This window comes from Candidatus Poribacteria bacterium, from assembly GCA_026706025.1.
In the GTDB taxonomy this organism is placed as follows: Bacteria; Poribacteria; WGA-4E; order WGA-4E; family WGA-3G; genus WGA-3G.
The window spans coordinates 58,225-82,878 of sequence record JAPOZO010000035.1 but is presented as its reverse complement, the minus strand read 5'-3'; the positions used below and the strand labels follow the sequence as shown (position 1 = coordinate 82,878).

Here is a 24,654-nt window from a genome sequence, read left to right as displayed (position 1 = left end):
AGAATCCAATGACACACGACCTAACGAGCATGACTCACGCAGAGTTCAGTACATGGCTTGCACCAATTATCGCTTGTTCACTCTTTGAATCCCGTGAACGACTCGTTGCCTTGCTTGCCGAGAATGCCGACAAGGACGCATTGGAAACTGAGTTGCAAGAGTTTTATGAAGGCTATTGCGGACTGGCGTTCGAGTTAGAAGAACCTGAGGAATCACTGCTTTCAATATTGCAGGCATCCGACACATTCGCGCCCCTGCAGAAGCGCGTCGCAGCTGTGGAAGCTGTGCGAAAAACTTCGCCTGCAGGACGGATAGCACGACGGATGAGCAACAGACCGCTGACCACCGATCCGCAACCGGAGATAAAGGTATTAGCCTTATCGGATGACGAATTCCGTGCGCTCCTGGAGACGCTTGTGAATTGGGAACTATTTGCAGCGCGTGTGCAGGTTGTCAAGCTGCAGAAAATGGTGTCATCGGTTGAGGGCGCAGAGCAGCTGAAATTTGCATTTTTTGAGTTTTTCGTGTGCTATCTGGAGTTAGAACAGTTCCTTGAAGATTACTATTATGACCCAGATGAGGGATTAGAATTACGTCCGGAGGTGGCTGAAAGGCTGGAACGCAGCGTAGCAGAGGTCGAAGCAGGAACCGCAGAATTGATTTCACTTGAGGAAGTTGCCAAAGAACTTGGAGTCAAGTTGAAATGTACACGTTAGCGTTCAGGGCGCGGGCGAGGTCAAATTTACGGCGTTTAGATGCCACAGTCCGAGCACGAATCCTCAATAAATTGGAATCGTTATGCGAAAATTGCGATACACATCACCACGAGGCACTCCGAGGACCACATAGAGGCAAATTCCGTTTACGCGTTGCTGGTGCTTACCGAGTCACCTATACTTTCAATAGACAAACAAGAACAATTGTTGTTCACGATGTTGAATATCGGGACAGTGTTTATTATTGTAAAATCGGAAAATGTGTTTACACTTCGCATCTTCGTAGGGGCTGGGTTACCCAGTCCCTATGAGTTACCGTGTGCAAATAATTATGGGATTTACTATAATATAACCCAAGTTGCTACCAACGGATTTTGAGCATTGTAATATAGCTTTTGGACACTTTCTTCACTCCGTAGGAGTGCTATGTCTATAGAAATAGCATATTTAAGCGACCGCACTCCGTATGAAGATTAAGAATTTAATCGGGTAATTCTAAGACGTGTGATAACAAGTAGATCGGTTCGTAGTAGTGCGATTCATCGCACGTCGCGTAGGGACAATTACCCAATTTATTTGTTAAACCTCATACGGAGTGCTATTGCTTCGCAGTGAGAATAAATAGGTAGCAACTTGCGTTAATATAGATGTGATATTTATACCGGAACCGCAATTGGACAGATACAGATGTCTTACAAAGAGATTGTTATCAGACGATATAACTGTGGGACAGTAACGGAAAAATCGCCGGAGATGTGGTAACCCTCACCCCCATCTTTCACCGTTCGGATGAGGATCGTCTTTTTCGGGCGGTGATAGTAGTGTGCATCAGTAGGTGAACCCTCATCTTGGAAATCGGGGAAGTCGATGAGGTCAAAGTTCGCGGTCGTAAAATGCCGAATTTCGTCTCCGCGTTGGGTTGCGATATTGCGCGCCATTGAGAGGCTTTTGAGGTAGACCTCGGGTCCCATCACAGCAGAACCTAAATTAAGAAAAACACCACCTTCCAATTGTGAAACGCTGTGCGCAAATCGCAGAAAGTCCTCGCCTGTCGTCCATCCCATCGCAGCGTAATCGGCAGCAGGATGCTGATCAATGATGTCAAACCCGATCCCCTTGTGAACGGTGAACGGCACACCTAAGCGATACGCAGCGGCAAACATACTCACATCGCGATGCGGAAAAGAGATTCCCTGTTCACCGTCTCGGATTAATCTACCGATTGCTTCCCCAAAGCCGATTTTATCCCGGTAACCCCGAACAATCGCTTCGTTCAGGTAGCGTCCTGTCTCCTCCCAATTCCCGAATTTACCGTCCCAGATGTAGGCTTCCACATCTTCAAGCGTTGCGCCGATATGTGCAAGTTCAAAGTCGTGGATAGCGCATGCGCCGTTAGTGGCGATATGCGTGATAATGCCACGTTCCATCAAGTCGATGATAAAGCGAGAATTGCCACGCCGCATGACGTGTGCGCCCATCATCCAGATGACTTGCTTCTCGGCACGACGCGCCTCAACAATCCGATCCGCAACAATACGGAGATTGGGATTTTCACAGGGTAGGATAGCCGCGTCTAACGGGTAGACATCCGCCACCGTCATCTTGTGCCGGCGTTCAGTGAGCGGGAGGATTGTGAGTTGCTCACGATTCAGTTTATTCATAAGAATGGCTTTCGGCTTTCAGCAAAGAGGTATTAGGTTCACCAGAAACCTCTTAACTGACGGCTGATGGCTGATGGCTATTCGGCAAACTTGGCAGAGACAATCTTTGAGATACCCGCCTGTTCCATCGTCACACCGTACATCGCGTCAGCGATTTCCATCGTACGGCGGTTGTGCGTAATGATGATGAACTGCGTATTTTCGACGTAAGCACGGATGAGATTTGCGAAGCGGAGCACATTCGCTTCGTCAAGTGCGGCATCAACTTCGTCAAGTACACAGAACGGACTCGGCTTGATTTTAAAGACAGCAAACAAGAGTCCTATTGCGACCAACGAACGTTCGCCACCCGAAAGCAGGGTGATACTCTGCGGACGTTTGCCGGGGGGACGCGCAATAATGTCGATACCAGATTCAAGCACATCGGACGGATCCGTCAATAGTAACTCCGTTTCACCGCCGCCGAAGAGTTGTGTAAATACCTCTTGGAAATTTGCCTGTACCTGCTCAAACGTCTCAAGAAATACCTCTCTTGAGGTCTGATTGATCTTTTGTATCGCCTGAATGGTGGCTTGCATCGACTGCTGGACATCATCGCGCTGGGCAACAAGGAAATCCTGTCGCTTCTTATGTTCCTCGTAAGCCTCAATTGCTTTAAGGTTCACTGCGCCCATGCCTGTGATTTCTGCCTTCAACTTTTCAATATTGTCCAGTAAATCAATCTCGTCCATCGCCTGTTCATCATTCATCAGTGGCGGTAGCGCATCAATCGAGACTTGATATTTATCGTGGATACGGGTCGAGACCGATTTTATTCGCATCTCAAGCTGTGTCGTTTTGACTTCGAGTTGATGGCGCGCCTTATTCTGTCTCTCAAAGTTTCTACGGGTGGCTCGCATCTCTTTTTGCAGGACCGCTACCTCTTGAAGAAGTCCTTCACGTTCTTGTGTTAACTCATCAACATGCGCTTCAGCTTCGGCGCGGTCGCCCTCTAAACGGAGGAATTCGCGTTGCGCCGCAGCGACCTGTTCTCCGAGGTCAATCTTCGTCTGTTCATCGGAGTCAATAATTGCCTGCTGTTCAGCGATATCCTTTGCTGCCCGTTGATACGTTTCCTCAATCGTTTCCAACTCGGAGAGTAAGCCCTGCAATTTCTGATGCTGTCCCGCCAAAAAGACTTCCATCTCTTGGCAGCTTCCCGAAACCTCAGTATGTTTCTTGTTTTCGCTCTCAATCTGTTCGGATACGCGCTCAATCCATCGTTGGGTACGCGTACTTTTTTGCGTCAATGCCGCGATTTCAGTCTCAAGTGCTTCCTGTTCCTCGCGTGATGCATCAACGGCTTTGCTTAATTCTCGGTTTTCCGCCCGAATCTCAGCGAGTTGGTGTTCAAGTCGGGTAACCTGAAGGTTCGCCTGCTCCATGTCTTTCGTCACCGACGCTTTCTCAACCCGTTTATCTTGCCACTGTGCGGTGAGCGTCTGCCGCGCCTTTTGTAAATCCGCTATCTTCGCGGCGTACGCCTTACGCTTCTCGGTTTTTCGATTAGAGTTCCGCGTCAATTTTCCGATCTCATTTTCAAGTGTCTCAAGCTCGCGGGCGCGACCAAGTAAACCACCCTGTTTCTGACTCATTTGACCGCCAGTGATCGCCCCAGACGTATCAATGATATCTCCATCTAAAGTAACGAGACGTGCCCTCGGACGGAACTGACGGGTAAGTGCGACTGCAGCATCCAAATCCTCAATGACGAGCGTATTCCCCAACAGATGTTGCATAGCAGGTTCATATTCAGGGTCGTAGTCAATCAATTCCTGAGCGATGCCGATGACACCGGGATTGTTGAGCAGTGCCTCATCATAGAATCTACGTTCCCGTATAAAATCCAGCGGGAGAAACTTCACTCTACCTGCGCGATGCTTTTTAAGGAAAGCCACACTGCTTTGTGCGTCCTCAGCAGTTTCAGTAACAACACTCTGGATATCACTACCGAGCGCAACCTCTATCGCAACCTCATACTCGGCATCCGTCATGAGCAATTCGGCAACAACACCACAGACCCCCTGAAACTGATCTGGATAGTGAGTTCTCGCTTGCATTACCGCCCGAACACCGGCGTAGTATCCTTCATAAGCGGATTGTAATTCCTGCAGCGATTTAAGCCGTGAGACGTTACTGCCTAAGGTATTCTGTAAACCCTGAATTTCGGCTTCAATCTTGCGGAGGGCGTCCTGATTTTCCTGCAGGTTCGTCTCCACGTGATTCCTCTCGGCTTCAATATGAACCAATTCCGCCTTCAATTGTGTTTCAGCGCGTTGGATCGCATCGCGAGTATCAGTAGCAGCCTCGTGCTCGGTTGTTAATGCGTCTGTATTCTCCTTAAGACGATTGAGATTGCCCTCGGTGCTATTCAACGTGTGCTCAATCGCCAGACGTTTGCGCTCGCTGCTTTCCAATTCGGTTGCGGTTTCCTGTAAGGCAGTCTGGGCATCTTGTACAGACACCTTAGCGGCAGTGATACGTTCGGCGAGTTGTGTGAGCAGCTGCCGACGTGCCGCCAATCGGCTCTCCTCTATTTTGTGGGATGCCTCAAGCTTCTGGTGCTCTTGGGTCCGCTCTTGTTTCTGTGTGAGTAGTGCCGTTTGCTGTGCCTTCAAGGATTCAAGCGTCTGGAGGGCGCGTTCGCGTTGCTTTTGGATGTTGAGCTGTCGTTCCTTATGAAGAACTATCTGACGCTCAACTTGCTCAATTTGTGTTTCTATCTCGCGAAGAGCTGTCTGCCCGGCACGGATCGCTTCGTCCAACTCGGACTGACGGTTTGTGGATGCCTCAATGCGCTCTTCAGCAGCTTTAAGCGTTTCAGAAGCCGTCGTGACGGTGGTTAAAATCTCATCTAAGTCGGTTTGTGCTTGGCTATAATCGGTATGGAGTTTATCGTATTCCCGATGCGCGAGGTCCAATTCAAACTGTTTTAACTGTTCTTGTTGCGTATTATAATGCCGCGCCTGCTCTGCCTGTTCTTTGAGTGCCTGCGTCTCGTGCTGTAATTCCTGAATGACATCGTTGATACGGACAAGGTTTTGCTCCGTCTGTTCGAGTTTACGGAGTGCCGTCTTTTTTCGGTGCTTATACTTGGTAATGCCAGCAACCTCATCGAATAGAAAGCGGCGTTCTTCGGGGCGCACGTTCAGAATCAGGTCAATCTTGCTCTGCTCCATAACGGAATAAGCATCAACACCGATACCGGTATCCATAAAGAGTTCGCTGATATCGCGGAGCCGACACGGACTCTGGTTGATTAGATAGCGACTTTCGCCACCGCGAGTGAGGTGACGAGACACCTCAACTTCGGGGGATCCGAGAACAATATTGGGTGCGTCTTCTGCGGATGCATTAGGATCGCCGCCATTAACATTTGAAAAGCGTAATGCCACCTCTGTTTTCTGTGCGGGCGCGAAATTAGCACCACCATTGAAAAGCAGGTCTCGCATAGAGGTACACCGAAGCGCACGCGCACTCTGCTCCCCAAGCACCCATCGAATTGCATCGGAAACGTTGCTTTTTCCGCAACCGTTGGGTCCGACAATGGTAGTGATGCCGGGTTCAAGTATCAATTCAATCTCTTCAGCAAAACTCTTGAATCCACGAATTTTTATGCTATTTAAGTGCAAAGGTTCAGCCCTCCCACTACAAGTTTAAATGATTATCGCAATGATAAGCACTTTTAAAGGCAGCTTTCAAATCCGTTATCTTGCAAGGTGAAAGCACGCCTTCAACTTTAGTTCTATCCTGAACATTGATATAATACGCAATATAGATGAAAAAAGTTTCAGGATTTTCAGGTGTCCAAAGTCCTCGCAAGTGTCAAAACATCGACTTCAGCGGGGTCGGCAGTCCACAATTCGCTGACCGCTTCACGAATTGTAGCACCGGTTGTGAAAACATCGTCAATAATTAGGAGTCGTTTTCCACGAATAACATCCGGGTTTCGGACTTCAAAAGCACCAATGATGTTCTGTTGTCGTGCGTCTCTGTCCAAGCTGCTTTGCGCGACCGTGTGTCGCTTCCGAACCAAAGTATTTACGAGGACCGGCATGTCTCCAACTTTCGCGATACCGTTGGCAAGCAGTGCTGCTTGGTTAAATCCGCGTTCGCGAAGTCGTTTTTTATGAATCGGAATCGGCAGCACAAAGTCGTATTCTGCAATATCGCAGTCCGAAGGTATATGCGCATTTATGAGTTGAATCAAGGGTTGCGCAAACACCTTTTTCTTCTCAAACTTAAAGAGATGTATTGCTTGTTGGAGCGACTTGTGGTAAAATGCGATGGATCTCAACTTTCCGTAGCGAGGCGGGGAAATAGCACATTCATCGCAAAGCCCGTTGACATCCGGTGTACCACATATATCGCACCAAGGGGGCTCGATGTATTGAACATCTTGCCAACAGTTCGCGCAGATATAAGGCATGGAAGCAACGGCAAGAAAACCCTCACAGACGCGGCATTTTGCAGGATAGAGGAAAACGATTGCGGTTTCAAACATCTCCCGTAATTGGGATGATAATTGTAAACCTATTGACTTTGCTCCCATCAAATTTAACCTTATTGGAATGAAAAGTTATTATATAATAAGTTTATCATAAATAGATTTTAATGTCAAGGAAAGGAAAAAACAAAATGGAAAGACCTATCGTATTCTACAACAAAGGACAACAACTCAACGGAGTCCTGCATTCACCAACGGCTTCCGATACCCCGTGTCCAGCGGTTGCTTTCTTTCATGGATTCACTGGGACAAAGGTCGAACCGCATAGAATATTCGTTAAAACAGCGCGAGAACTTGCCGCTATAGGGTTTTACGCGCTCCGCTTCGATTTTCGCGGTTCTGGGGATAGCGAGGGTGATTTTTCAGAGATGACGATCGGTGGTGAGATTTCGGATGCTATCAAGTCGATTGATGTCCTCGCCGCTATGCCGGGTATAGATACTGAACACATCGGTATTCTGGGATTAAGCATGGGCGGTTGTGTGGCAGCGTGTGTCTCTGGGCAAGATAAACGCGTGAAGTCAACAGTGATGTGGGCACCGCTCTCGGACGACCCACCAGATCGGAAGCAGGAAATCTTGGAGAGGTCCAAGCATACGCCGACACCAGAAGAAATAGCACAATCAAACGCAAACGTTGTCGGGAAGGCGTTCTATGAAGAACTCCCTGAAATAAGTCCTTCCGCGCTTATCCAGCAGTTCACGGGCGCGCTCCTCGTGATTCACGGCAGTGGCGATGAAACGGTCCCGGTCTCCCACGGAAAAAGATACTACGAATTGATGCGCGGACGTGATGCTTTGACAAAACTTGAAATCATTGATAAAGGGGATCATACCTTTAATACCGTTGCAGCGGAGCAAGCGGTCATCTCCAAATCGGTTGCATGGTTTCAACAGACATTATATAAGGAGGCACAACGATGAAAAATTCGGGAACATGGCGAGAATATATGGTTCAACGCCTCGCCTCTGATCCGAGCCGCGTGAAGGGTTATCTCCAAGCAATTATGGAAGAATACCAAACTTTTGGAGACCCGCGAGTAGTCCTACTGGCACTCCGAACCGTCGCTGAGGCGGAAGGGGGCATATCAGCACTTGCCAAGAGAATTAACGCTGATCCGGAGGCACTCTCGGAAGAACTATCAAGCGACAAATTTTTGACGGTTGATACGCTCAAAACCATTCTTAACGCATTCGGATATAGACTTTCAATTGAGCCTCTGAAGACAGAAAATCCTCACCAGCCCACTGCTTATTCTCCAGACGCAAGGCTGATACGGACTGACTCTAGCGCAACCGCTGCGTCCTCTAAACATGGCGGTTGATTAACAGCATCTCGGATTTCAGAGAGCCATAACTCCTGAAGCGTCGGTTGTGGTGAATCGGGGATTATGAGCGGTGTTACGCCAGCGGGTGTCGTGCAGTGCCATCCGTCTCCTGCATCGCTTATCGTGCCTTCGGTGAGGACGTAGCGTTCATGCTCTTCGGCAGTGTTAATAGCAATGCCACCTGCCCATGTCCATTGTCCGATACCGCCACGCTTGAATTCAACGGTCAGTGTATTAATAAACCGGTCATACTGTCCGTTTTCTCTCAATCCTTCGTAGACCTCATTCCTTTTAACAGAGACAGCACCACCGAAAAAATCCACAATCGGGTAGATATGATAGATAAAGAAATGCGCAGGCGTGCCTGACACTGGTAGATTGAAAAGAATCTCAGGACGGGCACCGCGACCGGGTGTAAGACGCACAAAAGAAGTAAGTAACAAGTCGCCGAGTTCGCCTATTTTCTGCTTGAGTGCTTTATGGGTGTTGGAAACGACTTCTGGATGTGAGACGCGGAGCACACGACCTCGTTCCTCAGCAAGTTTCAATGCCGTTTCTCCTTCACCAATATCACTGGCGAGTGGATATTCCACAAAGACATGTTTATCCGTCTGTAACGCTGCGAGTACAATCTCACCGTGGCTGTCGTTATGTGTACAGATAACAATGCCGTCTATATCTTCACGTTGAACAAGGCGATGCCATTCGGGGATAAATACAGCGTTATGTGCTGCAGCAAGTTGGTTTCCTGTCTGCTCATTTCTGGAGGCGATCGCCACGACTTCAGCGACATCCATTGAATCAAATCGGGAGAGATGGTGCCGCGCCATCCCACCCGAACCGATAATTCCAATTTTAATTTTGGTCATATTTTCTATGAGACGAACGCAAGATTCTTGCGTTTGCTTATGGGATTAAAAGCGTTTGACTGGAAGGATGGAAGAAAGGAAGGATAGGTGCCCACTCTTCCAACCTTCCACGCTTCCAACTTTTGCGTCTATCCTACCATTCCTATGCCCAACCTTGACTTTCGCCACCGACGCGCGCAGCACTAATCTTTTCATAATAACCGCTTTTCCGATAGGCTGCCAACGGGTGTGGGTCGCGTCCCATCTCCAAGCGGACCTGCTCCAGCAGTGGATTCACATCCGTTTCATGCGCCCGTTGAAGAATACTTTCCGCTTCAACCAAGTCAGCGGCATCTTGTGCGGCTGCGAGTGCTTCGCGATCAACGAGAAGTGCCTTTGTATATGCCTTTTGTAGATTGCAAACAGATTGGATGCTCGCCTCCACCTTCGGTTTCAGATTGTGGCTCTGATCAATCATGTAAGCAATATCGGTTTCCGTATCGGGATCAAGTTCGGCAGCAACTAACTCGGTGTAAATTAGGAAGAGTTCCTGCGGATTGATGGAACCGACCGTCAGATCGTCATCAGCGTATTTCCGGCAGTTGAAATGGAACCCACCGAGTTTCCCTTCGTCAATGAGGTAAGCGACGATGAACTCAATATTTGTGCTTTGTGGATGGTGCCCCAAGTCGATGAGGACTTGCGCTTTCTCACCGAGTTTCGTCGCCATGAGGTAAGCAGTACCCCAATCGGGGAGGTCGGTATGATAGAACGCCGGTTCAAAGAATTTGTATTCAATGAGCATCCGAGTGGCATCTGGAAGCGCATCGTAGACTTCGGCTAACGCTTCCTCCATCCACTGCTTGCGCTTCCTGAAGTTCGACTGACCGGGGAAGTTGGTGCCGTCTGCGAACCACAAACTCAGCAGATCGGAACCTGTTTTCTCCATAATGTCAACACACTCCAGCATGTGGTCAATGGCGAGTCGCCGGATCTCAGCATCCGGGTTGCAGACGCTTCCGAGTTTATACGCCTGATCTTGGAAGACGTTCGGATTGATCGCACCGATGCCGATACCGACATCCGCTGCGTACTGTTTCAAGGCACCCCAATCGTCGGTTTTATCCCACGGGATGTGGAGTGCGACCGTAGGGGCAATGCCGGTGAAGCGGTGAACGGTGGCAGCATCTTCTAAACGTTCCGCGGCATTTCGCGCGGCACCGGGCTGCTCAAAGACCCCGAATCGAGTGCCAGAATTACCGTAGCCCCATGACGGTGTTTCAATGTGCTGCTCTTTGAGATGAGCCTTGACTGTTTCTACCTGGATTCCCTGTTTCTCTAAGTTTTCGGCTAAAAGATTATACGCCGGATTGCTCATTATGCTTTTCCTTTCGTGGAGAATAGTTGTCAGTTTTCAGTACGATTGTTTTCTGCGAAAAAATCTTTCAGTTTTCAGTTAAAGAGGAAACCCTGGAACTATCAAAAACCTCTTGTAACTGAAAACTGGTAACTGTTAACTGACAACTACATTGTCAATTCCTGAAATATCTGTACAAGTTTTTCCTGCGTGGCGTTCGGATCTTCAATGATAATACGTGCGCCGCCGATAACGTCCATGAACCCCAATTCACGCGGATATCGAGGAACAACGTGCAAATGATAATGCGGAATACTCGCACCGGAGGCATCACCCATATTATAACCGACATTGAAGCCGCGTGGCTGGTAAGCGCGCGTCAATACCTCAAAACAGAGGCATTGGAGTTCGTGAAGTTCTTGAACCTCTTTCTGATCCAACTCCCGTACATCAACGATATGCCGATTCGGAAAGATTAAAAGGTGCCCCGGACTGTAAGGATAGAGGTTAAGCGAGATCGTAAAGCGTTCGGTTCGATGCACCTCAAGTCGTTCGACTTTATCATTTTTTTCCACAATTGCACACAAGATACACGGGACATCTGGTCGGTTTTTTCCTTTGGCATAAGGCATTTTATTCGGTACGAAGAGGTTGTGTCGCATGGAAGCGTTCCTATTTCATATAGCACACCATGTCACATAAAGGCAGGCGACGCTCATTTGTATAGCAAGTTTCGGCTTGCAAACTACGCCGAAAATGATTATATTTTTTGATACATATATGATATACTATTTCAGTAAAGCATGCAAGCAGATAATTATTAGCAGTCGGCTATCAGCGATCAGCAATCAGTCGCGCTTTATTTTTCTCCAACGCTGTTTTTCTCATCAACCGTTTTATATGTAGTGTTCCTTCCAGATAACATGAACAAACCACGTCCGTGAAACATAGATCACGGGCATTCTGTAGGAGATTTTTGATGGAAAATAAAAATTCTGCTGCCACCGCGCTGCGCAGTATAGACGGTGAAGATGTGACGACGTGGGCACTTCCTGAAGGCGCGATCGCTCGATTGGGACGCGGTAAGGGTGGTGATATGGCGTTTTCACCCAACGGACAGTACTTCGCTGTTGGCACATCAATTGGACTCTGGTTATACGAACTCTCGACGCTATCCCCGATTGCGCTCTGGGATACAGAACGCGGAATGACCGGGCACGTTGGTTTTTCACCCGATAGTCAAAGGATTGTCACACGCACTTTTTCCGAAACCGTAAAGATATGGGATGTTCAGACCGGCGTTTGCGTAATACAGATTGAGAAACCAGATAAACGAAAAATTTCCGACCCTGTCTTTTCTCAAGACGGACAGCACATTGTCACGATCAGTGATGAGAGAGATAGCAGGTTTTACATTTGGTGCTCACACACTGGTAAAAAAATAAGGGAAACAGAAATACAGCCGCCCTACCAAGTCTATCCGATCTGCTTTTCCCCAGATTTAAGCCTATTGGCGGGTAAGAACAAGGACAAAGACAACGTAGGTAGGAATATTAGGGAGGCGGATTCAATCACAATCTGGCAAATAGAGACTGGCGAACAAATTGCCAACATCACGGGATACTCCGATCCGGTGCGAAGGTTCTGTTTTTCTCCGTGTGGACAATTCCTTGCCGCTGGCAATCGGCACGGCACAATACATGTATGGAATGTGGAAAGCGAACAACTGGAGACAACCTATACCGATTATGGAGAATCCCAAATGTATCCATATTTTCTCCCAGAGGGTGAACTGATTACTGCCGCAGCTTCTGAACACAAGATTGAGATTTGGCAGGTAGAAAAAGGCGAGAAACTGGATGAATTTGAACACCGCGGGAGCAGAAGCACGGTTCATTTTTCTCATAGTGGAACGCAATTAGCACTCGCAAACTCCAGCGAGATCCAAATCTGGACCAAAGGTAATAATTCCAACGCTCATACCGTTTCAACGCTCTCTGGACATATCACTACGATGGATACGTTAGTTTTCTCGAAAGACGAAAAGATGCTTGCTACTGGATGCTGGGGGGACAACGTTCTTTTTTGGAACATCAGAAGCAAACACTCGTACCATCCACAGGGTGAGAAATTACCTGCAAGCTCACATAATGTCTACCGATCTCCGAGTGGAAAAATGATTGCCATCAACGTCTATGGAGAGAAATTAAACGTGTTGGAGGTTGGTAAACGTGAACCGCTTGCTGAACTGACTGGATTTGAAGGGGGGTTGGGACGCGCCAAAGCGTTCTCTCTCACAGGGCACCGAATTGCAAGCGTAGATACAAACGACAACATACATATCTGGGAGTGCTCGGACGGTGAAAGTTGGAAAAAGCATACCACGGTCATCAACGATGCGGAATTTATTTACGGGTTGCGGTTTAGCCCGGCTGGGTTGGCGTTTAGTCCTGATGGAAAACGACTCGCAAGTATGTCAAGGTCACGGGATTGGAAAGCCGGTTTGTGGGATGTTGATTCAGGTGAACAGATTGCTGAACTCCCTTTAACACCGGCACCAAGGCGCAGATCATACCGTGAATCCGACACTGGGATAGCATTTTCACCAGACGGTAATATCATCGCTGGCGGACTGTGGCACGAGATTGTGTTGTGGGATGCGGCAGATGGCAAAACACTCATGACGATCCCACAATCGGAAGAAAATCAGAGGTCAGTTACATTGTGCTTTTCGCCATGCAGTCAATATTTGGCTGCGGGTGCTTGGTGGAACGGGGAAAAAAAGACCGCTATCTGCTTATGGGAGGTCGCAACGGGTAAGAACATCGCCACTTTCAAGGGACACACCACTGATGTGCAGTGCTTCACATTTTCGCAGGACGGCACCCTTCTCGTAAGTGGTGGACACGACGGTGCGATTTATCTCTGGGACCTCACACCTTATCTGTAAAACACAAGGAGACGTTTTGATGGAAAATAGAAATACGCAAGCAGATATGTCGTTTAGTTTTGACGACAGTGACGTAGCCAAATGGGCACTCCCTGAAGGGGCAACTGCCCGCTTAGGACGTGGTAGTGTCCGTGATATGGCATTCTCACCGGATGGACAGCACTTCGCTGTTGGTACAGCAATTGGACTCTGGCTATACGAATTCTCGGCACTAACCCCTATAGCATTGTGGGAAACGGATAGGGGATTTATCGACCGTGTTACATTCTCGCCTGATAGTCGATGGCTTGCTTCATATACACTTCACGAAGCACTCAGGGTGTGGGACATCCAGAACGAGAGTTGCATTGCTGAGATGGAATTTCGGGATCGGCAGGATCGTAGAGACCTTTCCAAGCCTGTTTTTTCCAAAGATGGAGAACGCCTTGTCGTATTTAGTGGACACCAACAACGCATGAAGAAGATTCAAGCTTGGTGTCCGTACACAGGGACACGTCTTAGCGAAACTGAAATCCCATCCACCTACGATGTATATCCTACCTGTTTTTCTCAAGATTTAAGCCTGTTAGCAGGTACAAGTTATGACATAAATAACCGTCCTACGGCTGAATTCATTGCCGTATGGGACGTGGAAACAGCGGAACAAATCGCTCGGTTTGACTGGTTGGAGAGGTGGGGGAGACTCTGCTTTTCGCCGTGTGGAAAGTTTCTGGCAGCCAGTGGTAGAGAGGGCGGAATTCACGTTTGGGACATAGAAACCGGAAACCTTGAGCAAATCTATACCGAACATGAGGATGCTCAGATGCATCCATATTATCCACCAGAGGGTGGCTTGATTGCCGCAGTCGTTTTTCCATCTCAATCCAAGATTGAGATCCAGCATTTAGAAAAAGACGAAAAAATCGACACATTTGAACATAAGAGTAAATATGGCTTTGTCCGTTTCTCGGAGAGCGGCACACAATTGGCTTATACCAATAAGGGTGAAATCAAAATCTGGACAAAAGGCAGATCCACCGCTCAAGCATTTCCGACCATTCAAGGACACGCAGGAACCGTCGGTTCATTAGTTTTTACGTCGGACGAAAAAACCTTAGTGACTGCATACTGGGGCCGGAACATGTTTTTGTGGGATGTTTCAACTCAGCGTGCGCAACGTCCAACCAAAGAGGAACTCCCCGATAGAATACGTGATGTTTATCCGACTTCAAGCGGTAAAATCCTTGCTGTTGGCGGAGACGAAAATATCTTAGAGGTATGCGAGTTTGGAAATAGCGAACCGCTTGCTGAGATTGCTATCCCTGAACCCGGGTTATCATCGCGGACAGGTACTGATGCGCTTGCCCTAACAGGTCAACGGTTGGCACGCGCCGGCGGAGATCGGAACATCTATGTGTGGGAACACACACCTTCATCAAATGAAATCGACGAGAGCGGAAACTGGGAAAAATGTGCCACACTTATAGGACATCCAGAACATAGCAGGGCGTTGGCATTGAGTCCCGATGGGAAGCGGCTTGCAAGTATTTCAATTACACGGCCTCAGAAGTATCAGGAACGAACCATTCTATTATGGGATATTGATACAGGGAAACAGATTGCACAACTGCCGCCAACTGTTTTAGAACGAGGTGGTTATCGCAGCACTGATGTAGGTATAGCGTTTTCACCAGATGGCGATATCATCGCTGGTGGGTTCTGGAATGAGATTATCTTGTGGGATGCAACAGATGCCAAAACACTCATGACGATTCCACAATCAGAGGAAAATCAGCGACCGATTACATTGTGCTTTTCGCCGTGCGGACGATATTTGGCTGCGGGTGCCTGGTGGAAAGGTGGATTAAAAAAGACATCCATCTGTTTATGGGAGGTAGCAACGGGTAAGAACATCGCCACGTTCTGGGGGCATACCACTGATGTCCAGTGTTTCGCATTTTCACAAGACGGCACCCTTCTCGTAAGCGGCGGACATGATGGTGCGATTTATCTTTGGGATCTCACACCTTATCTGTAAAACACAAGGAGATATTTGATGGAAAATAGGAATACACAAGCAGCTACGCCGTTGAATCTTGACGACAGTGACATAGCCAAATGGGCACTCCCTGAAGGTGCGATTACTCGATTGGGGCGAGGTTGTCTCAGTGATATGACATTCTCACCGGATGGACAGCACTTCGCTGTGGGTACAAATATAGGGCTTTGGTTGTATGAACCCTCGACGCTATCGCCAATCGCGCTGTGGGAAACGGACAGGGGGTATATTGACAATGTTACATTTTCACCTGATAGTCAATGGATTGCCTTACATAGATACCACGAAGCAATCAGGGTGTGGGACATTCGGAACAAGGTCTGTATTGCTGAGATGGAACTTACGAAGGTACAGGACCGTTGGGGACTTTCCAAGCCTGTTTTTTCTCAAGATGGAGAATGTCTCGTTGTGTTTAATGAACGCGAGTATAACAAAAAAGTTCAGGCTTGGTCTCCACAAACCGGTGCACTACTCAGCGAAACTGAGATCTTATCGACCACCTATGGTGTCTTTCCTACCTACTTTTCTCCAGATTTAAGCCTATTAGCAGGGACGTGTTACATCAGAGATAGCCGGACCGCTGAATTCATTGCCGTGTGGGACGTGGAGACAGGTGAACAAGTTGCTCGACTTGAATGGTCCGAGGAGAGGTGGGGGCGGCTCCGCTTTTCGCCGTGTGGAAGGTTTCTTGCCAGAGGGGGACCAGACGGCAGAATTCAGGTTTGGAACGTGGAAACTGGAAACCTTGAGGAAACCTATACCAAACATGAAGACGCTCAGATGCATCCCTATTATCCACCGGAGGGTGGGTTGATCGCCGCAGGGGTTTTTCCATCTCAATCTAAGATCGAAATTTGGCATTTAGAAAAGGACGAAAAAGTCGATACATTTGAATATCAGAGCCCAAGCCCCTTTGTGCGTTTCTCGGAGAGGGGTACACACCTGGCGTATACAGATAATTATGAAATCAAAATCTGGACGGAAGGTAGACCTACTGATCAAGCGTCCCCGACCATTCAAGGCCCCACAAGGGCTGTCACTGTCGGTTCATTAGTCCTCACGCCGGACGAAAAAACTATAGTGGCTACGTACTGGGGTCGGAAAGCATTCTTATGGGACATTTCTAATCAGTGCGTGCGACACCCAACTGAAAAAGAACTGCCAGATAAAACATATAAGGTTTATCTATCTGCTAACGGTAAAATCTTTGCTACGGGTAGAGATGAAGACACCCTAAAAGTGCGGGCGTTTGGCAGCAGCGAACCTATTGCTGAAATCCCTTTTCCTGAGTTGGAACTGATATAGAGAGAGGCACTCGCGCCAACAGGACACCGATTTGCCGCTGTTGATATAGGTCGCAATATCCATGTCTGGGAACGACCTTCTCCATCAAATGGTGGGGCTCGGAGGAAGAATTGGGAAAAGTGTGCAGTACTTATAGGACATCCAAAATCTGTTGGGGCTTTGGCGTTTAGCCCCGATGGAAAACGGCTCGCGAGCATCTCAATGGATCGAACTGCCTTATTGTGGGATGTTGATACAGGCGAACAGATTGCCGAAATGGATTTACCTCGACCACCATCACAAGGAAAAAGGAGGGGGCGTTATACCGACGTGGGCGTAGCATTTTCGCCATTTGGTGACATAATTGTCGGTGGACATCAAGGCGGTGCTGTGTTATGGAACGCGATAGACGGGAAAACCCTCATGAGGCTACCACACCCTGAAGGAAGCCAAAGACCAATCGCGTTTTGCTTTTCGCCGTGTGGAGAATATTTGGCTTCCGGGGCTTGGTGGCAAGACGGTTTGCAGAAGGTGCCTATTCGTTTGTGGAAAGTAGCGACTGGTGAAAATATCGCGACTTTCTGGGGACACACTACCGATGTTCAGTGTTTTGCGTTCTCGCAGGACGGCACTTTATTAATCAGCGGTGGATATGATGGCGTGATTTATCTCTGGGATCTGAAGCCTTATCTGTAGAACACAAGGAGATGCTTTAGTGGAAAACCAAAAATTAACAATCCCAGCACCAGTCGGTGCCGGTGGAGATGATGTCACAACTTGGGCACTTCCTGAAGGCGCGATCGCACGATTGGGTCAAGGTCTTGTGGAAACTCTGGTATTTTCCCCGGATGGACACTATCTTGCTGTGGGAACAAGGGTAGGACTTTGGTGGTATGAAGTAGAAACGATGTCACCCATCGCATTATGGGGTGCGGAACGAGGCGTATTTGTAGCCACCTTTTCGCCTAATGGAAAATGGATCGCTACAAGCGACTGGGAGAACCTCATAGAGGTGTGGGATGTCCAGCGAGGTTTGCGTGTAACACAAATAGAAACAGAATGGAATCATTGCACCTTTTCACCTAACAATCAACGGTTCGCTACAAGCGATAGTGCTACGGGTACTGTCACCCTCTGGCACCCAGAAACGGGGGAACCTCTTGGAAAATTTAGTTGTGAATCTGAAAAAGGCGGTCGCTTCGTGCCGATCGCTTTTTCGCCCGATACTCATCTGCTTGCGTCTACAGGTCGGGACGAGGCAGGTAGCGATGCTGAATCAATAATCGTATGGAATACAGAAAGCGGTGAACAAGTCGCTTGCCTCACAGGACACACGGGTTCTATCTATCGCCTCTGCTTTTCGCCGTGTGGTAGGTTTCTTGCATCCGGCGGTGAGAGCGAAGATGGAACAGTCCGCGTCTGGGACACTGTTAACTGGCAGCAGATTCAGATATACACCGATTTTGGTGAAGCAGACATGAATCCATCTTACTCACCGGAAGGTGTTCTGCGTGCAACGGCAATCTCCTATATTGAAAGGTTTGGTGAAAGTATCATTACTGTATGGGATTTGGAAAGTGATGAGAAACTTTATTCTACTATAGAGGATATTGGCGGAATATGGGGGACAGTCCGTTTTTCAAACGGTTCACGATTAGCACACGAATCCGAGGATGGCGGTATCAAGGTATGGTTCTATGGAAACCCACACACGCAAGCATCTGACTATCAACCTACTTATGACCCATATTCAGTCGTATTTTCGGCGGACGGCAACACGTTAGGAGTTGAGTCGAGGTACTATACTGAGGCATTATTATGGGACATTGAAAGTAAACGCCCACAACCGACAGGAAAAAGGCAATACCTATATCCTTCTACGAGTACGGAAACCTATGTCGTCAGCATTAGCGGGAAGAGACTCACGCTTCAAGAAACCGGAAACGACGAGTTGCCAACTATTGAATTCATGGAACATGAAAAAGAGTGGGTTCGACCGGCATTCGCACCTATGGCGAACCTCCTTGCATGTGCTGATGAAGAGGGAACAATCGTTGTATGGAACGCACAAAGTGGGCATGAACAATGTAAACTCAAACACCAACTTAAATACCTTCCACACGACCAATCCCGAATTACACTATTGGAATTCAGTCCAGATGGCAGATTTCTTCTAAGTCAAGAGTTCGTCAAGCCGTCTGCTCGACTTTGGGATGTAGAACGCGGTGAAGAGATACATGAATTTCCAGGCGATAAGGTTGGGGATGTCGGAGGGTTTTCTCCGTGCGGTTTGTATGTGACTTGTGGCGGAGAGGAAGGACCAGATTACATGTTATGGGACGTTAGCCATCGTGAAGTTTCTGCAGTCATACAAAGTGTAGAAACACCACTATCGAATGGAAGATATTTAAAATTTGTTTTTTCGCCATGCGGTTCATATTTAGCATGTGGCGGAGGATTAAGAAAACCAGAACTCCTGTTATGGGACGTAAAACACGGTCAAATCCATAAATGTATATCTTTACCCAAACATTATGATAATATGATGGCATTAGCATTTTCGCAATGTGGAAAGTATTTCGCTGGTGGTCTATGGTGGCAGCAAGGTTTTAAGAAGGTTCCTATCCATTTGTGGGAGACTGAGACAGGTAAGCTAATCAGCACATTTTTGGGGCATCCAACGGACATCCAAGGACTCGCTTTTTCACCGAATAACGAACTTTTGGCAAGCGCGAGTTTTGACGGGACTATCCTTCTCTGGGATTTGATACCCTATCTGTAGATGAAAGAAAAAGATGACTTTTTTCGCATTTTGGTGTATACTGCTATTCCAATCTCACAAAACCGACGCGACACGGTTAGACCATAACTTCGTCGCACCCAATGAGGACATAAGAAATGCCCACCGAGCACCCACTTCTGGATGTCAGCGAAACTAATGTAGATATCGAAGTATATTTAGAACGAATCGGCGAAATCACATATCGGTTTCCAATATACGACTCAAGGGATCACTCATTCCAGATGGTGGTGGACAACCAACGTTGGTTCGTCAAACACGGTAACACGCCACAAAATATCGCGTGGCTCAAGCAAGCCGTTCATTTTCATGCCGCTGTCCAGCACGAAGCAGTTCCTCAATTGCACAATACTTTCACCACACCCAATGGCTTCACATTGGTCTACGACTGGATAGATGGCGAGGGGCTGCGTCCGGAAAGGGAACTCCGTACTGATGAAGTCCATCCCCGTGATAGGTTTTGTGCACTGCCAGCGTCTGAAATCATTGATGCACTTAACGTTATTTATGATGTCCACATCCTCATCGCAAAAAGGGGCTTCATCGCTGAAGACTTTTACGACGGCAGCATCATTTATAACTTTGAGAAAAAGCAGATACATCTGTACGATTTCGACTTCTACCATCCGGGACCTTTCATAAACAATCGCGGCCGGTTGTACGGCTCGTCTCGCTTTATGGCACCGGAGGAATTTCAGAAAGGTGCGCGCATTGACGAAAGAACAAACGTCTTTATGTTAGGACGGACAGCCTTCGTGCTCCTCGCTAACAATAGCGATTCACGAGACGATTGGAAAGGCAACGATGCCTTATGGCACGTCGCGAAAAAAGCGACGAATGCGGACAAAGAATTGAGACATCAATCCGTCCAAGAATTTGTTTCGGCGTGGCATGCCGCGATTGCTAATGACTAAATTCTGATGGCTTGATTTGATCCAGGCGGCATAAGAAACCGAACAGATTTCCAGAGACGCTGTAAATTCACCGAACACCATCATGGAATGATGTATAGGAGGTTCATAATTAAAAAAATGAAAAAAATTACCGACAATGAAATTCAATTCTTCAACGATAACGGCTATCTCATTCTGAAAGGGGTTATCCAACCCGATGAACTCGCTGTTACACAAAGCGAAAGTCAACGGCTGATTGACGAGATTTTGGCAGGCGGACCGGCAGATGAATGGTGCAACCGTGGCCCTGAAAAAATCCCGTACTATCTGACCTATCTCCACTCCCACCCGAATGAATTTTCTCTAAGGTTACTGGGGCACCCATTTATAGGTGATTTATTGCACCGGATTATTGGACCCGATTTTATTCCGTGTTATGAATCCCTTGTTTTCAAACTGCCGAAACACGGTTCTTCTGTCAGATGGCATAGAGACGGCAATGCAATCCGCGAAAATCACCCGATCTTCAACGTTGACATATATCTTGATGATTCAACCGTCGATAACGGCTGTGTCTGGGTCATCCCGAAGAGCCATCTCTGGGGAATTGAAGAGGCTCAGGAGGTTATCGACCGCGGTGAAGTCAATTTTGAACGGGAAGACGCAGTGCCAGCAGAGGTTGAACCGGGGGACATTCTGCTCCATCATACCAAAGTCTTGCACGGCAGTAAAATCAACACGAGCGATACACTTCGGCGCGTCATCTACTTCGATCAGCGGACACCCCGGTGGAACGAGCGGTACAAGTGGTGGCAATCGGAGTTCCTGACACAACGCTGCAAAATGTATCAACGCGCGCTTCATGAACGCCGCACCAATCCATATTCGTCGGATGCGGAACAGTTCGCCTACGAAGTGCCAACAGATATGCCGACGTGGGATCTAAACGACAATTTTGATCTGCGGATTCAGCACCGTGCGTATGCGTATCAAGGATAACGCCAATTTTCTGGAAGCACGACTTATCAATTGTATTTGGTTGCCAGAACAAACACAATCTGAAACCACACTGTTGGGTGTATCTATTGGAGATAGGACTCAGGCATTTCTTTTTAAAGTCCCCCTGATAAGGGGGATTTAGGGGGTTAAATATATCGAAATTAGCACTTTTTGCGTCCAAATGTCCTACATTTACTCGATTTGCGTAAGTCTTAGGAGATTTATCCCATGAAGAAAACCGTCTCTTCGATATTCCTGACGTTCATCTTTTTGTTTATATTCTCTCAACCAAACGGCTTCACTGAAGAAAGCACACGTTGGCGTTTGCCGGAAGGTGCTAAAGCTCGCCTCGGGAAAGGCAACATCAAACAAATAGCGTATTCACCGCATGGTATGCATTTAGCGGCAGCGGGAAGTGCTGGCATTTGGGTCTATGATATGACAGTCCATAGCGAAGTGGCACTTCTTACGGGAAATATGGGACCTGTCAGGAGTATCGCATTCAGTCCAGACGGAAGTATCATCGTGAGTGGCAATGAAAACGGAACCGCCTGGGTGTGGAATAGGCACACAGGCAAGCATATTCAAACCTTCAAAATTTCTGTCTCTATATTTAGCGTTGCAATTAGTCCAGATGGAAAGACTATCGCCACCGGCAGCGGAGAGGAAGCGGAGATGGGAAGTATAGGAACCACATTATTGGATATCACAACAGGCGAATTTCTCAAATCATTCGGAGGACCCTATGAAGTTTTGAGCGTATGTTTCAGTCCGGATGGAAAGACGCTCGCCAATAGTGGAAATGAATGGGACAGCAATATCCGCTTGTGGGATGTTCAGACTGGCAAACTCCTCAAAACCCTCAAAAAACGTACGGCTTTTGAAGATTTTGAGGGTCGTGATGTCAACAGTGTCGTTTTTAGTCCGGACGGAAATATGATCGCCAGCGGCAGTGGTAATGGAACCATCCGCCTATGGAATGCTCACACAGGTGAATTCATCAAATATCTTGTAGGACATACGAAGTCTGTCAATAGCGTGGTTTTTAGTCCAAACGGAAATAGGCTCATTAGTACTGGCACCGACGGTGTCTGCTTATGGGATGTCAACACCGGTGAATACATCAAGGAAGTTCAAATTCCTGCGGTCAGTGCAGCTTTCAGTCCGGATGGAAGGACATGCGCGATTGCAAGCGAAACAGGTATATCTGTACGGAATGCTCATACTCTCCAATTCCTCGAGGGTCTTAGGGAAAATAGAGGTTCAGAAGATAATAACTTCAGAGGAAAAGATATAGGTTCAATCGGAAGTGTGGCTTTCAGCCCAGATAGAAACACGATTGTTAGTTGTGGAGGGAACAACATCCACCTATGGGATGCCCACACTAATCAACTCCTTAAAACGTTGATAGGACATACGGATGCTGTCAACAGTGTCGCTTTTAGTCCGGACGGCGAGACAATCGCCAGTGCAAGTAACGACAGAACCATCCGCTTATGGAATGTCAGCACACGTAAACGCCTCAAAACGCTGATGGGACATACGGATTCGGTGAATAGTGTCGCTTTCAGCTCGGACGGCGAGACAATCGCCAGTGCAAGTAACGACAGAACCATCCGCTTATGGAATGTCAGCACACGTAAACGCCTCAAAACGCTGATGGGACATACGGATTCGGTGAATAGTGTCGCTTTCAGCTCGGACGGCGAGACAATCGCCAGTGCAAGTAACGACAGAACCATCCGCTTATGGAACGCCAACACAGGTGAACCCCTCAAAACCCTCACAGGACATATAGAGAACGCCAACACTGTGACCTTTAGTCCGGATGGAAACACTATCGCCAGTGGGAGTGGGAGATTGGTATATTTAGGTGGAAGCGAGGATCAGGGAACGTGTGTGGGGCAAGAAATTCGCCTATGGAATGCTAACACTGGTGAACTTCTCAAAACTCTCAAAGGTCATACGTCTGTAATCAATAGTGTGGTTTTCAGTCCAGACGGAAGCACTATCGCCAGCGGCAGCGGACATTGGATGGGTTATGAAGGCACATACAGCACCGGTGAGGAAGTCCGCTTGTGGAATGCTCACACTGGCGAACTTCTCAAAACCCTCACAGAACATAAAAATGTGGTCTCAAGCGTAGTATTCAGTCCAGATGGAAGCTATATCGTTAGTGGAGACTGGTGGTATTACTGGGGCAACGGACATTTCAGTAGTGGGGCTTTAAGCGGAGAAATCCGTGTTTGGGATGCTCACACGGGTGAACATCTCAAAACGCTTACAGGACATACGGGGGGCATCTCAAGCCTGACATTCAGTCCCGATGGGAAAGTGCTTGCCAGCGGGAGGACAGATGGCACGATACTCTTATGGGATTTCTCCACACTACTGTAACCCGTCTCTATCACAGCAAATATTAATGCTGACCGTCCAATAAACATTCAGATAAATCACGCAATACTGACGAAATAGGAGAGAAATTAATGAACGTTCTACTGATAGGCGGTTCGGGACACGTTGGAACCATGACGCTCCCTTACATGAAGAGCCATCACAATTTCCGAGTCCTTGATGTCAACCCGCCTAAGGATACCGCTATAGACTATATCCAAGGATCCGTTACCGACCCCGACATCGTTCAAGAAGCATTGAAAGGGATGGATACGTTCGTTTATATGGTCATGCTGCAACCGACGAGTGATCGTTCCTCTGTCGCGGATTTCAGCGATATTGTCGCAAACTATGAGGTAAACGCCAAGGGGCTGCATATCGTTCTACATGCAGCGAAGGAAGCAGGCATCCGACACGCTGTTTATACAAGCACCTTCACCGTGCATGAGCGGACGCGAAACAACTTCCCTTATGAAGATGTCGTGCCGCGCGATAATCCCGGTGTCTATGGGTTAACCAAAGGCTTCGGTGAGCAGGTCTGCGAATACTTCGCGCGGGAACACGGTATGTCGCTTATCGCCTTGCGAATTACGGGACCTTCTACACGTGAACAGTGGCTTGAGCGTTACAACCAACCGAAAAATTCGTCAGTGCACATCTGGTGGACAGATGAGCAAGACTTAGCGACTGCCTACCTCGCTGCCATCTCAGTTGAACACGAAGGCTTTGACGCTTTCTTCATCGCGGGAGACCACGAACAGAAGGAAATCAACCTCTCAAAAGCGAAACGCCTACTCGGTTGGGAACCGTTGACGCATACGCGTGTGTGAAAAGGAACGGA

The 24,654-nt window shown here is 47.9% G+C and carries 18 protein-coding genes; 12 read left to right on the top strand and 6 right to left on the bottom strand.

Translation table 11 applies throughout. The annotated features are described in order from the left end of the window. Positions 1–8: 8 nt before the first annotated feature. Positions 9–716 (top strand): hypothetical protein, encoded by a 708-nt coding sequence (locus OXH00_08375; protein ID MCY3741023.1) that lies wholly within the window; start codon positions 9–11, stop codon positions 714–716. A gap of 692 nt (positions 717–1,408) precedes the next feature. On the opposite strand, the gene OXH00_08370 is transcribed toward OXH00_08375, so the two are convergent. The 3 genes from OXH00_08370 to OXH00_08360 all read right to left on the bottom strand — a co-directional run bounded on the left by OXH00_08370 (position 1,409) and on the right by OXH00_08360 (position 6,968). Continuing rightward, positions 1,409–2,377, bottom strand: coding sequence for a hypothetical protein (locus OXH00_08370; protein ID MCY3741022.1), 969 nt, complete (start codon positions 2,375–2,377; stop codon positions 1,409–1,411). Between the two features lie 77 nt (positions 2,378–2,454). After that, positions 2,455–6,048 carry a chromosome segregation protein SMC gene (gene smc, locus OXH00_08365; protein MCY3741021.1) on the bottom strand — a complete coding sequence of 1,198 codons (3,594 nt, stop codon included), beginning with the start codon at positions 6,046–6,048 and terminating at the stop codon, positions 2,455–2,457. Positions 6,049–6,215: 167 nt separating this feature from the next. Beyond that, on the bottom strand, positions 6,216–6,968 hold the full coding sequence (locus OXH00_08360; GenBank protein ID MCY3741020.1) for a ComF family protein: 753 nt from the start codon (positions 6,966–6,968) through the stop codon (positions 6,216–6,218). An 86-nt stretch (positions 6,969–7,054) separates the two neighbouring features. On the opposite strand from OXH00_08360, the gene OXH00_08355 reads away from it, so the two are divergent. Together OXH00_08355 and OXH00_08350 are read left to right on the top strand one after the other, a co-directional pair. After that, positions 7,055–7,846 (top strand): alpha/beta fold hydrolase, encoded by a 792-nt coding sequence (locus tag OXH00_08355; protein MCY3741019.1) that lies wholly within the window; start codon positions 7,055–7,057, stop codon positions 7,844–7,846. Continuing rightward, positions 7,843–8,247, top strand: coding sequence for a transcriptional regulator (locus OXH00_08350; GenBank protein MCY3741018.1), 405 nt, complete (start codon positions 7,843–7,845; stop codon positions 8,245–8,247). The genes OXH00_08355 and OXH00_08350 overlap by 4 nt, the downstream gene beginning before the upstream one ends. Here OXH00_08350 and OXH00_08345 read toward each other — a convergent pair. From OXH00_08345 to OXH00_08335, 3 genes are all read right to left on the bottom strand, one after another. Beyond that, positions 8,175–9,119, bottom strand: coding sequence for a Gfo/Idh/MocA family oxidoreductase (locus OXH00_08345; protein MCY3741017.1), 945 nt, complete (start codon positions 9,117–9,119; stop codon positions 8,175–8,177). The genes OXH00_08350 and OXH00_08345 overlap by 73 nt on opposite strands. Before the next feature lie 142 nt (positions 9,120–9,261). Further along, positions 9,262–10,476 (bottom strand): L-rhamnose isomerase, encoded by a 1,215-nt coding sequence (rhaI, locus tag OXH00_08340; GenBank protein MCY3741016.1) that lies wholly within the window; start codon positions 10,474–10,476, stop codon positions 9,262–9,264. A gap of 146 nt (positions 10,477–10,622) precedes the next feature. After that, the gene (locus OXH00_08335; protein MCY3741015.1) at positions 10,623–11,117 is read right to left on the bottom strand and encodes an HIT domain-containing protein; all 495 of its coding nucleotides are present in this window, start codon (positions 11,115–11,117) and stop codon (positions 10,623–10,625) included. Positions 11,118–11,434: 317 nt separating this feature from the next. On the opposite strand from OXH00_08335, the gene OXH00_08330 reads away from it, so the two are divergent. The 9 genes from OXH00_08330 (at position 11,435) to OXH00_08290 (ending at position 24,643) form a co-directional block, all read left to right on the top strand. Then, positions 11,435–13,405 carry a WD40 repeat domain-containing protein gene (locus OXH00_08330; protein ID MCY3741014.1) on the top strand — a complete coding sequence of 657 codons (1,971 nt, stop codon included), beginning with the start codon at positions 11,435–11,437 and terminating at the stop codon, positions 13,403–13,405. A 19-nt stretch (positions 13,406–13,424) separates the two neighbouring features. Next, positions 13,425–15,422: a WD40 repeat domain-containing protein gene (locus tag OXH00_08325; GenBank protein ID MCY3741013.1), complete on the top strand. Its 1,998-nt coding sequence runs from the start codon at positions 13,425–13,427 to the stop codon at positions 15,420–15,422. An 18-nt stretch (positions 15,423–15,440) separates the two neighbouring features. Continuing rightward, positions 15,441–16,748 carry a WD40 repeat domain-containing protein gene (locus OXH00_08320; protein ID MCY3741012.1) on the top strand — a complete coding sequence of 436 codons (1,308 nt, stop codon included), beginning with the start codon at positions 15,441–15,443 and terminating at the stop codon, positions 16,746–16,748. Positions 16,749–16,880: 132 nt separating this feature from the next. Further along, entirely contained in the window at positions 16,881–17,423 is a 543-nt protein-coding gene (locus OXH00_08315; protein ID MCY3741011.1) for a hypothetical protein, read from the top strand. Positions 17,424–17,442: 19 nt separating this feature from the next. Beyond that, entirely contained in the window at positions 17,443–19,509 is a 2,067-nt protein-coding gene (locus tag OXH00_08310; GenBank protein ID MCY3741010.1) for a WD40 repeat domain-containing protein, read from the top strand. 116 nt (positions 19,510–19,625) lie between these two features. Beyond that, on the top strand, positions 19,626–20,441 hold the full coding sequence (locus OXH00_08305) for a serine/threonine protein kinase (GenBank protein ID MCY3741009.1): 816 nt from the start codon (positions 19,626–19,628) through the stop codon (positions 20,439–20,441). Between the two features lie 117 nt (positions 20,442–20,558). Beyond that, complete coding sequence (locus OXH00_08300; GenBank protein ID MCY3741008.1) at positions 20,559–21,419, top strand: phytanoyl-CoA dioxygenase family protein; 861 nt, start codon at positions 20,559–20,561, stop codon at positions 21,417–21,419. Between the two features lie 228 nt (positions 21,420–21,647). Continuing rightward, positions 21,648–23,816 carry a hypothetical protein gene (locus tag OXH00_08295; GenBank protein MCY3741007.1) on the top strand — a complete coding sequence of 723 codons (2,169 nt, stop codon included), beginning with the start codon at positions 21,648–21,650 and terminating at the stop codon, positions 23,814–23,816. Between the two features lie 89 nt (positions 23,817–23,905). Further along, positions 23,906–24,643: an NAD(P)-dependent oxidoreductase gene (locus OXH00_08290; GenBank protein MCY3741006.1), complete on the top strand. Its 738-nt coding sequence runs from the start codon at positions 23,906–23,908 to the stop codon at positions 24,641–24,643. Positions 24,644–24,654 lie beyond the last annotated feature (11 nt).

What these genes read in the sequence shown, in the direction of transcription:
- OXH00_08325 (MCY3741013.1), top strand. Translation starts at nt 13,425, where the DNA reads ATGGAAAATAGAAATACGCAAGCAGATATGTCGTTTAGTTTTGACGAC.
- OXH00_08375 (MCY3741023.1), top strand. Translation starts at nt 9, where the DNA reads ATGACACACGACCTAACGAGCATGACTCACGCAGAGTTCAGTACATGG.
- rhaI (MCY3741016.1), bottom strand. Translation starts at nt 10,476, where the DNA reads ATGAGCAATCCGGCGTATAATCTTTTAGCCGAAAACTTAGAGAAACAG.
- OXH00_08305 (MCY3741009.1), top strand. Translation starts at nt 19,626, where the DNA reads ATGCCCACCGAGCACCCACTTCTGGATGTCAGCGAAACTAATGTAGAT.
- OXH00_08360 (MCY3741020.1), bottom strand. Translation starts at nt 6,968, where the DNA reads ATGGGAGCAAAGTCAATAGGTTTACAATTATCATCCCAATTACGGGAG.
- OXH00_08370 (MCY3741022.1), bottom strand. Translation starts at nt 2,377, where the DNA reads ATGAATAAACTGAATCGTGAGCAACTCACAATCCTCCCGCTCACTGAA.
- OXH00_08330 (MCY3741014.1), top strand. Translation starts at nt 11,435, where the DNA reads ATGGAAAATAAAAATTCTGCTGCCACCGCGCTGCGCAGTATAGACGGT.
- OXH00_08300 (MCY3741008.1), top strand. Translation starts at nt 20,559, where the DNA reads ATGAAAAAAATTACCGACAATGAAATTCAATTCTTCAACGATAACGGC.
- OXH00_08335 (MCY3741015.1), bottom strand. Translation starts at nt 11,117, where the DNA reads ATGCGACACAACCTCTTCGTACCGAATAAAATGCCTTATGCCAAAGGA.
- OXH00_08345 (MCY3741017.1), bottom strand. Translation starts at nt 9,119, where the DNA reads ATGACCAAAATTAAAATTGGAATTATCGGTTCGGGTGGGATGGCGCGG.
- OXH00_08295 (MCY3741007.1), top strand. Translation starts at nt 21,648, where the DNA reads ATGAAGAAAACCGTCTCTTCGATATTCCTGACGTTCATCTTTTTGTTT.
- OXH00_08290 (MCY3741006.1), top strand. Translation starts at nt 23,906, where the DNA reads ATGAACGTTCTACTGATAGGCGGTTCGGGACACGTTGGAACCATGACG.
- OXH00_08355 (MCY3741019.1), top strand. Translation starts at nt 7,055, where the DNA reads ATGGAAAGACCTATCGTATTCTACAACAAAGGACAACAACTCAACGGA.
- OXH00_08320 (MCY3741012.1), top strand. Translation starts at nt 15,441, where the DNA reads ATGGAAAATAGGAATACACAAGCAGCTACGCCGTTGAATCTTGACGAC.
- OXH00_08350 (MCY3741018.1), top strand. Translation starts at nt 7,843, where the DNA reads ATGAAAAATTCGGGAACATGGCGAGAATATATGGTTCAACGCCTCGCC.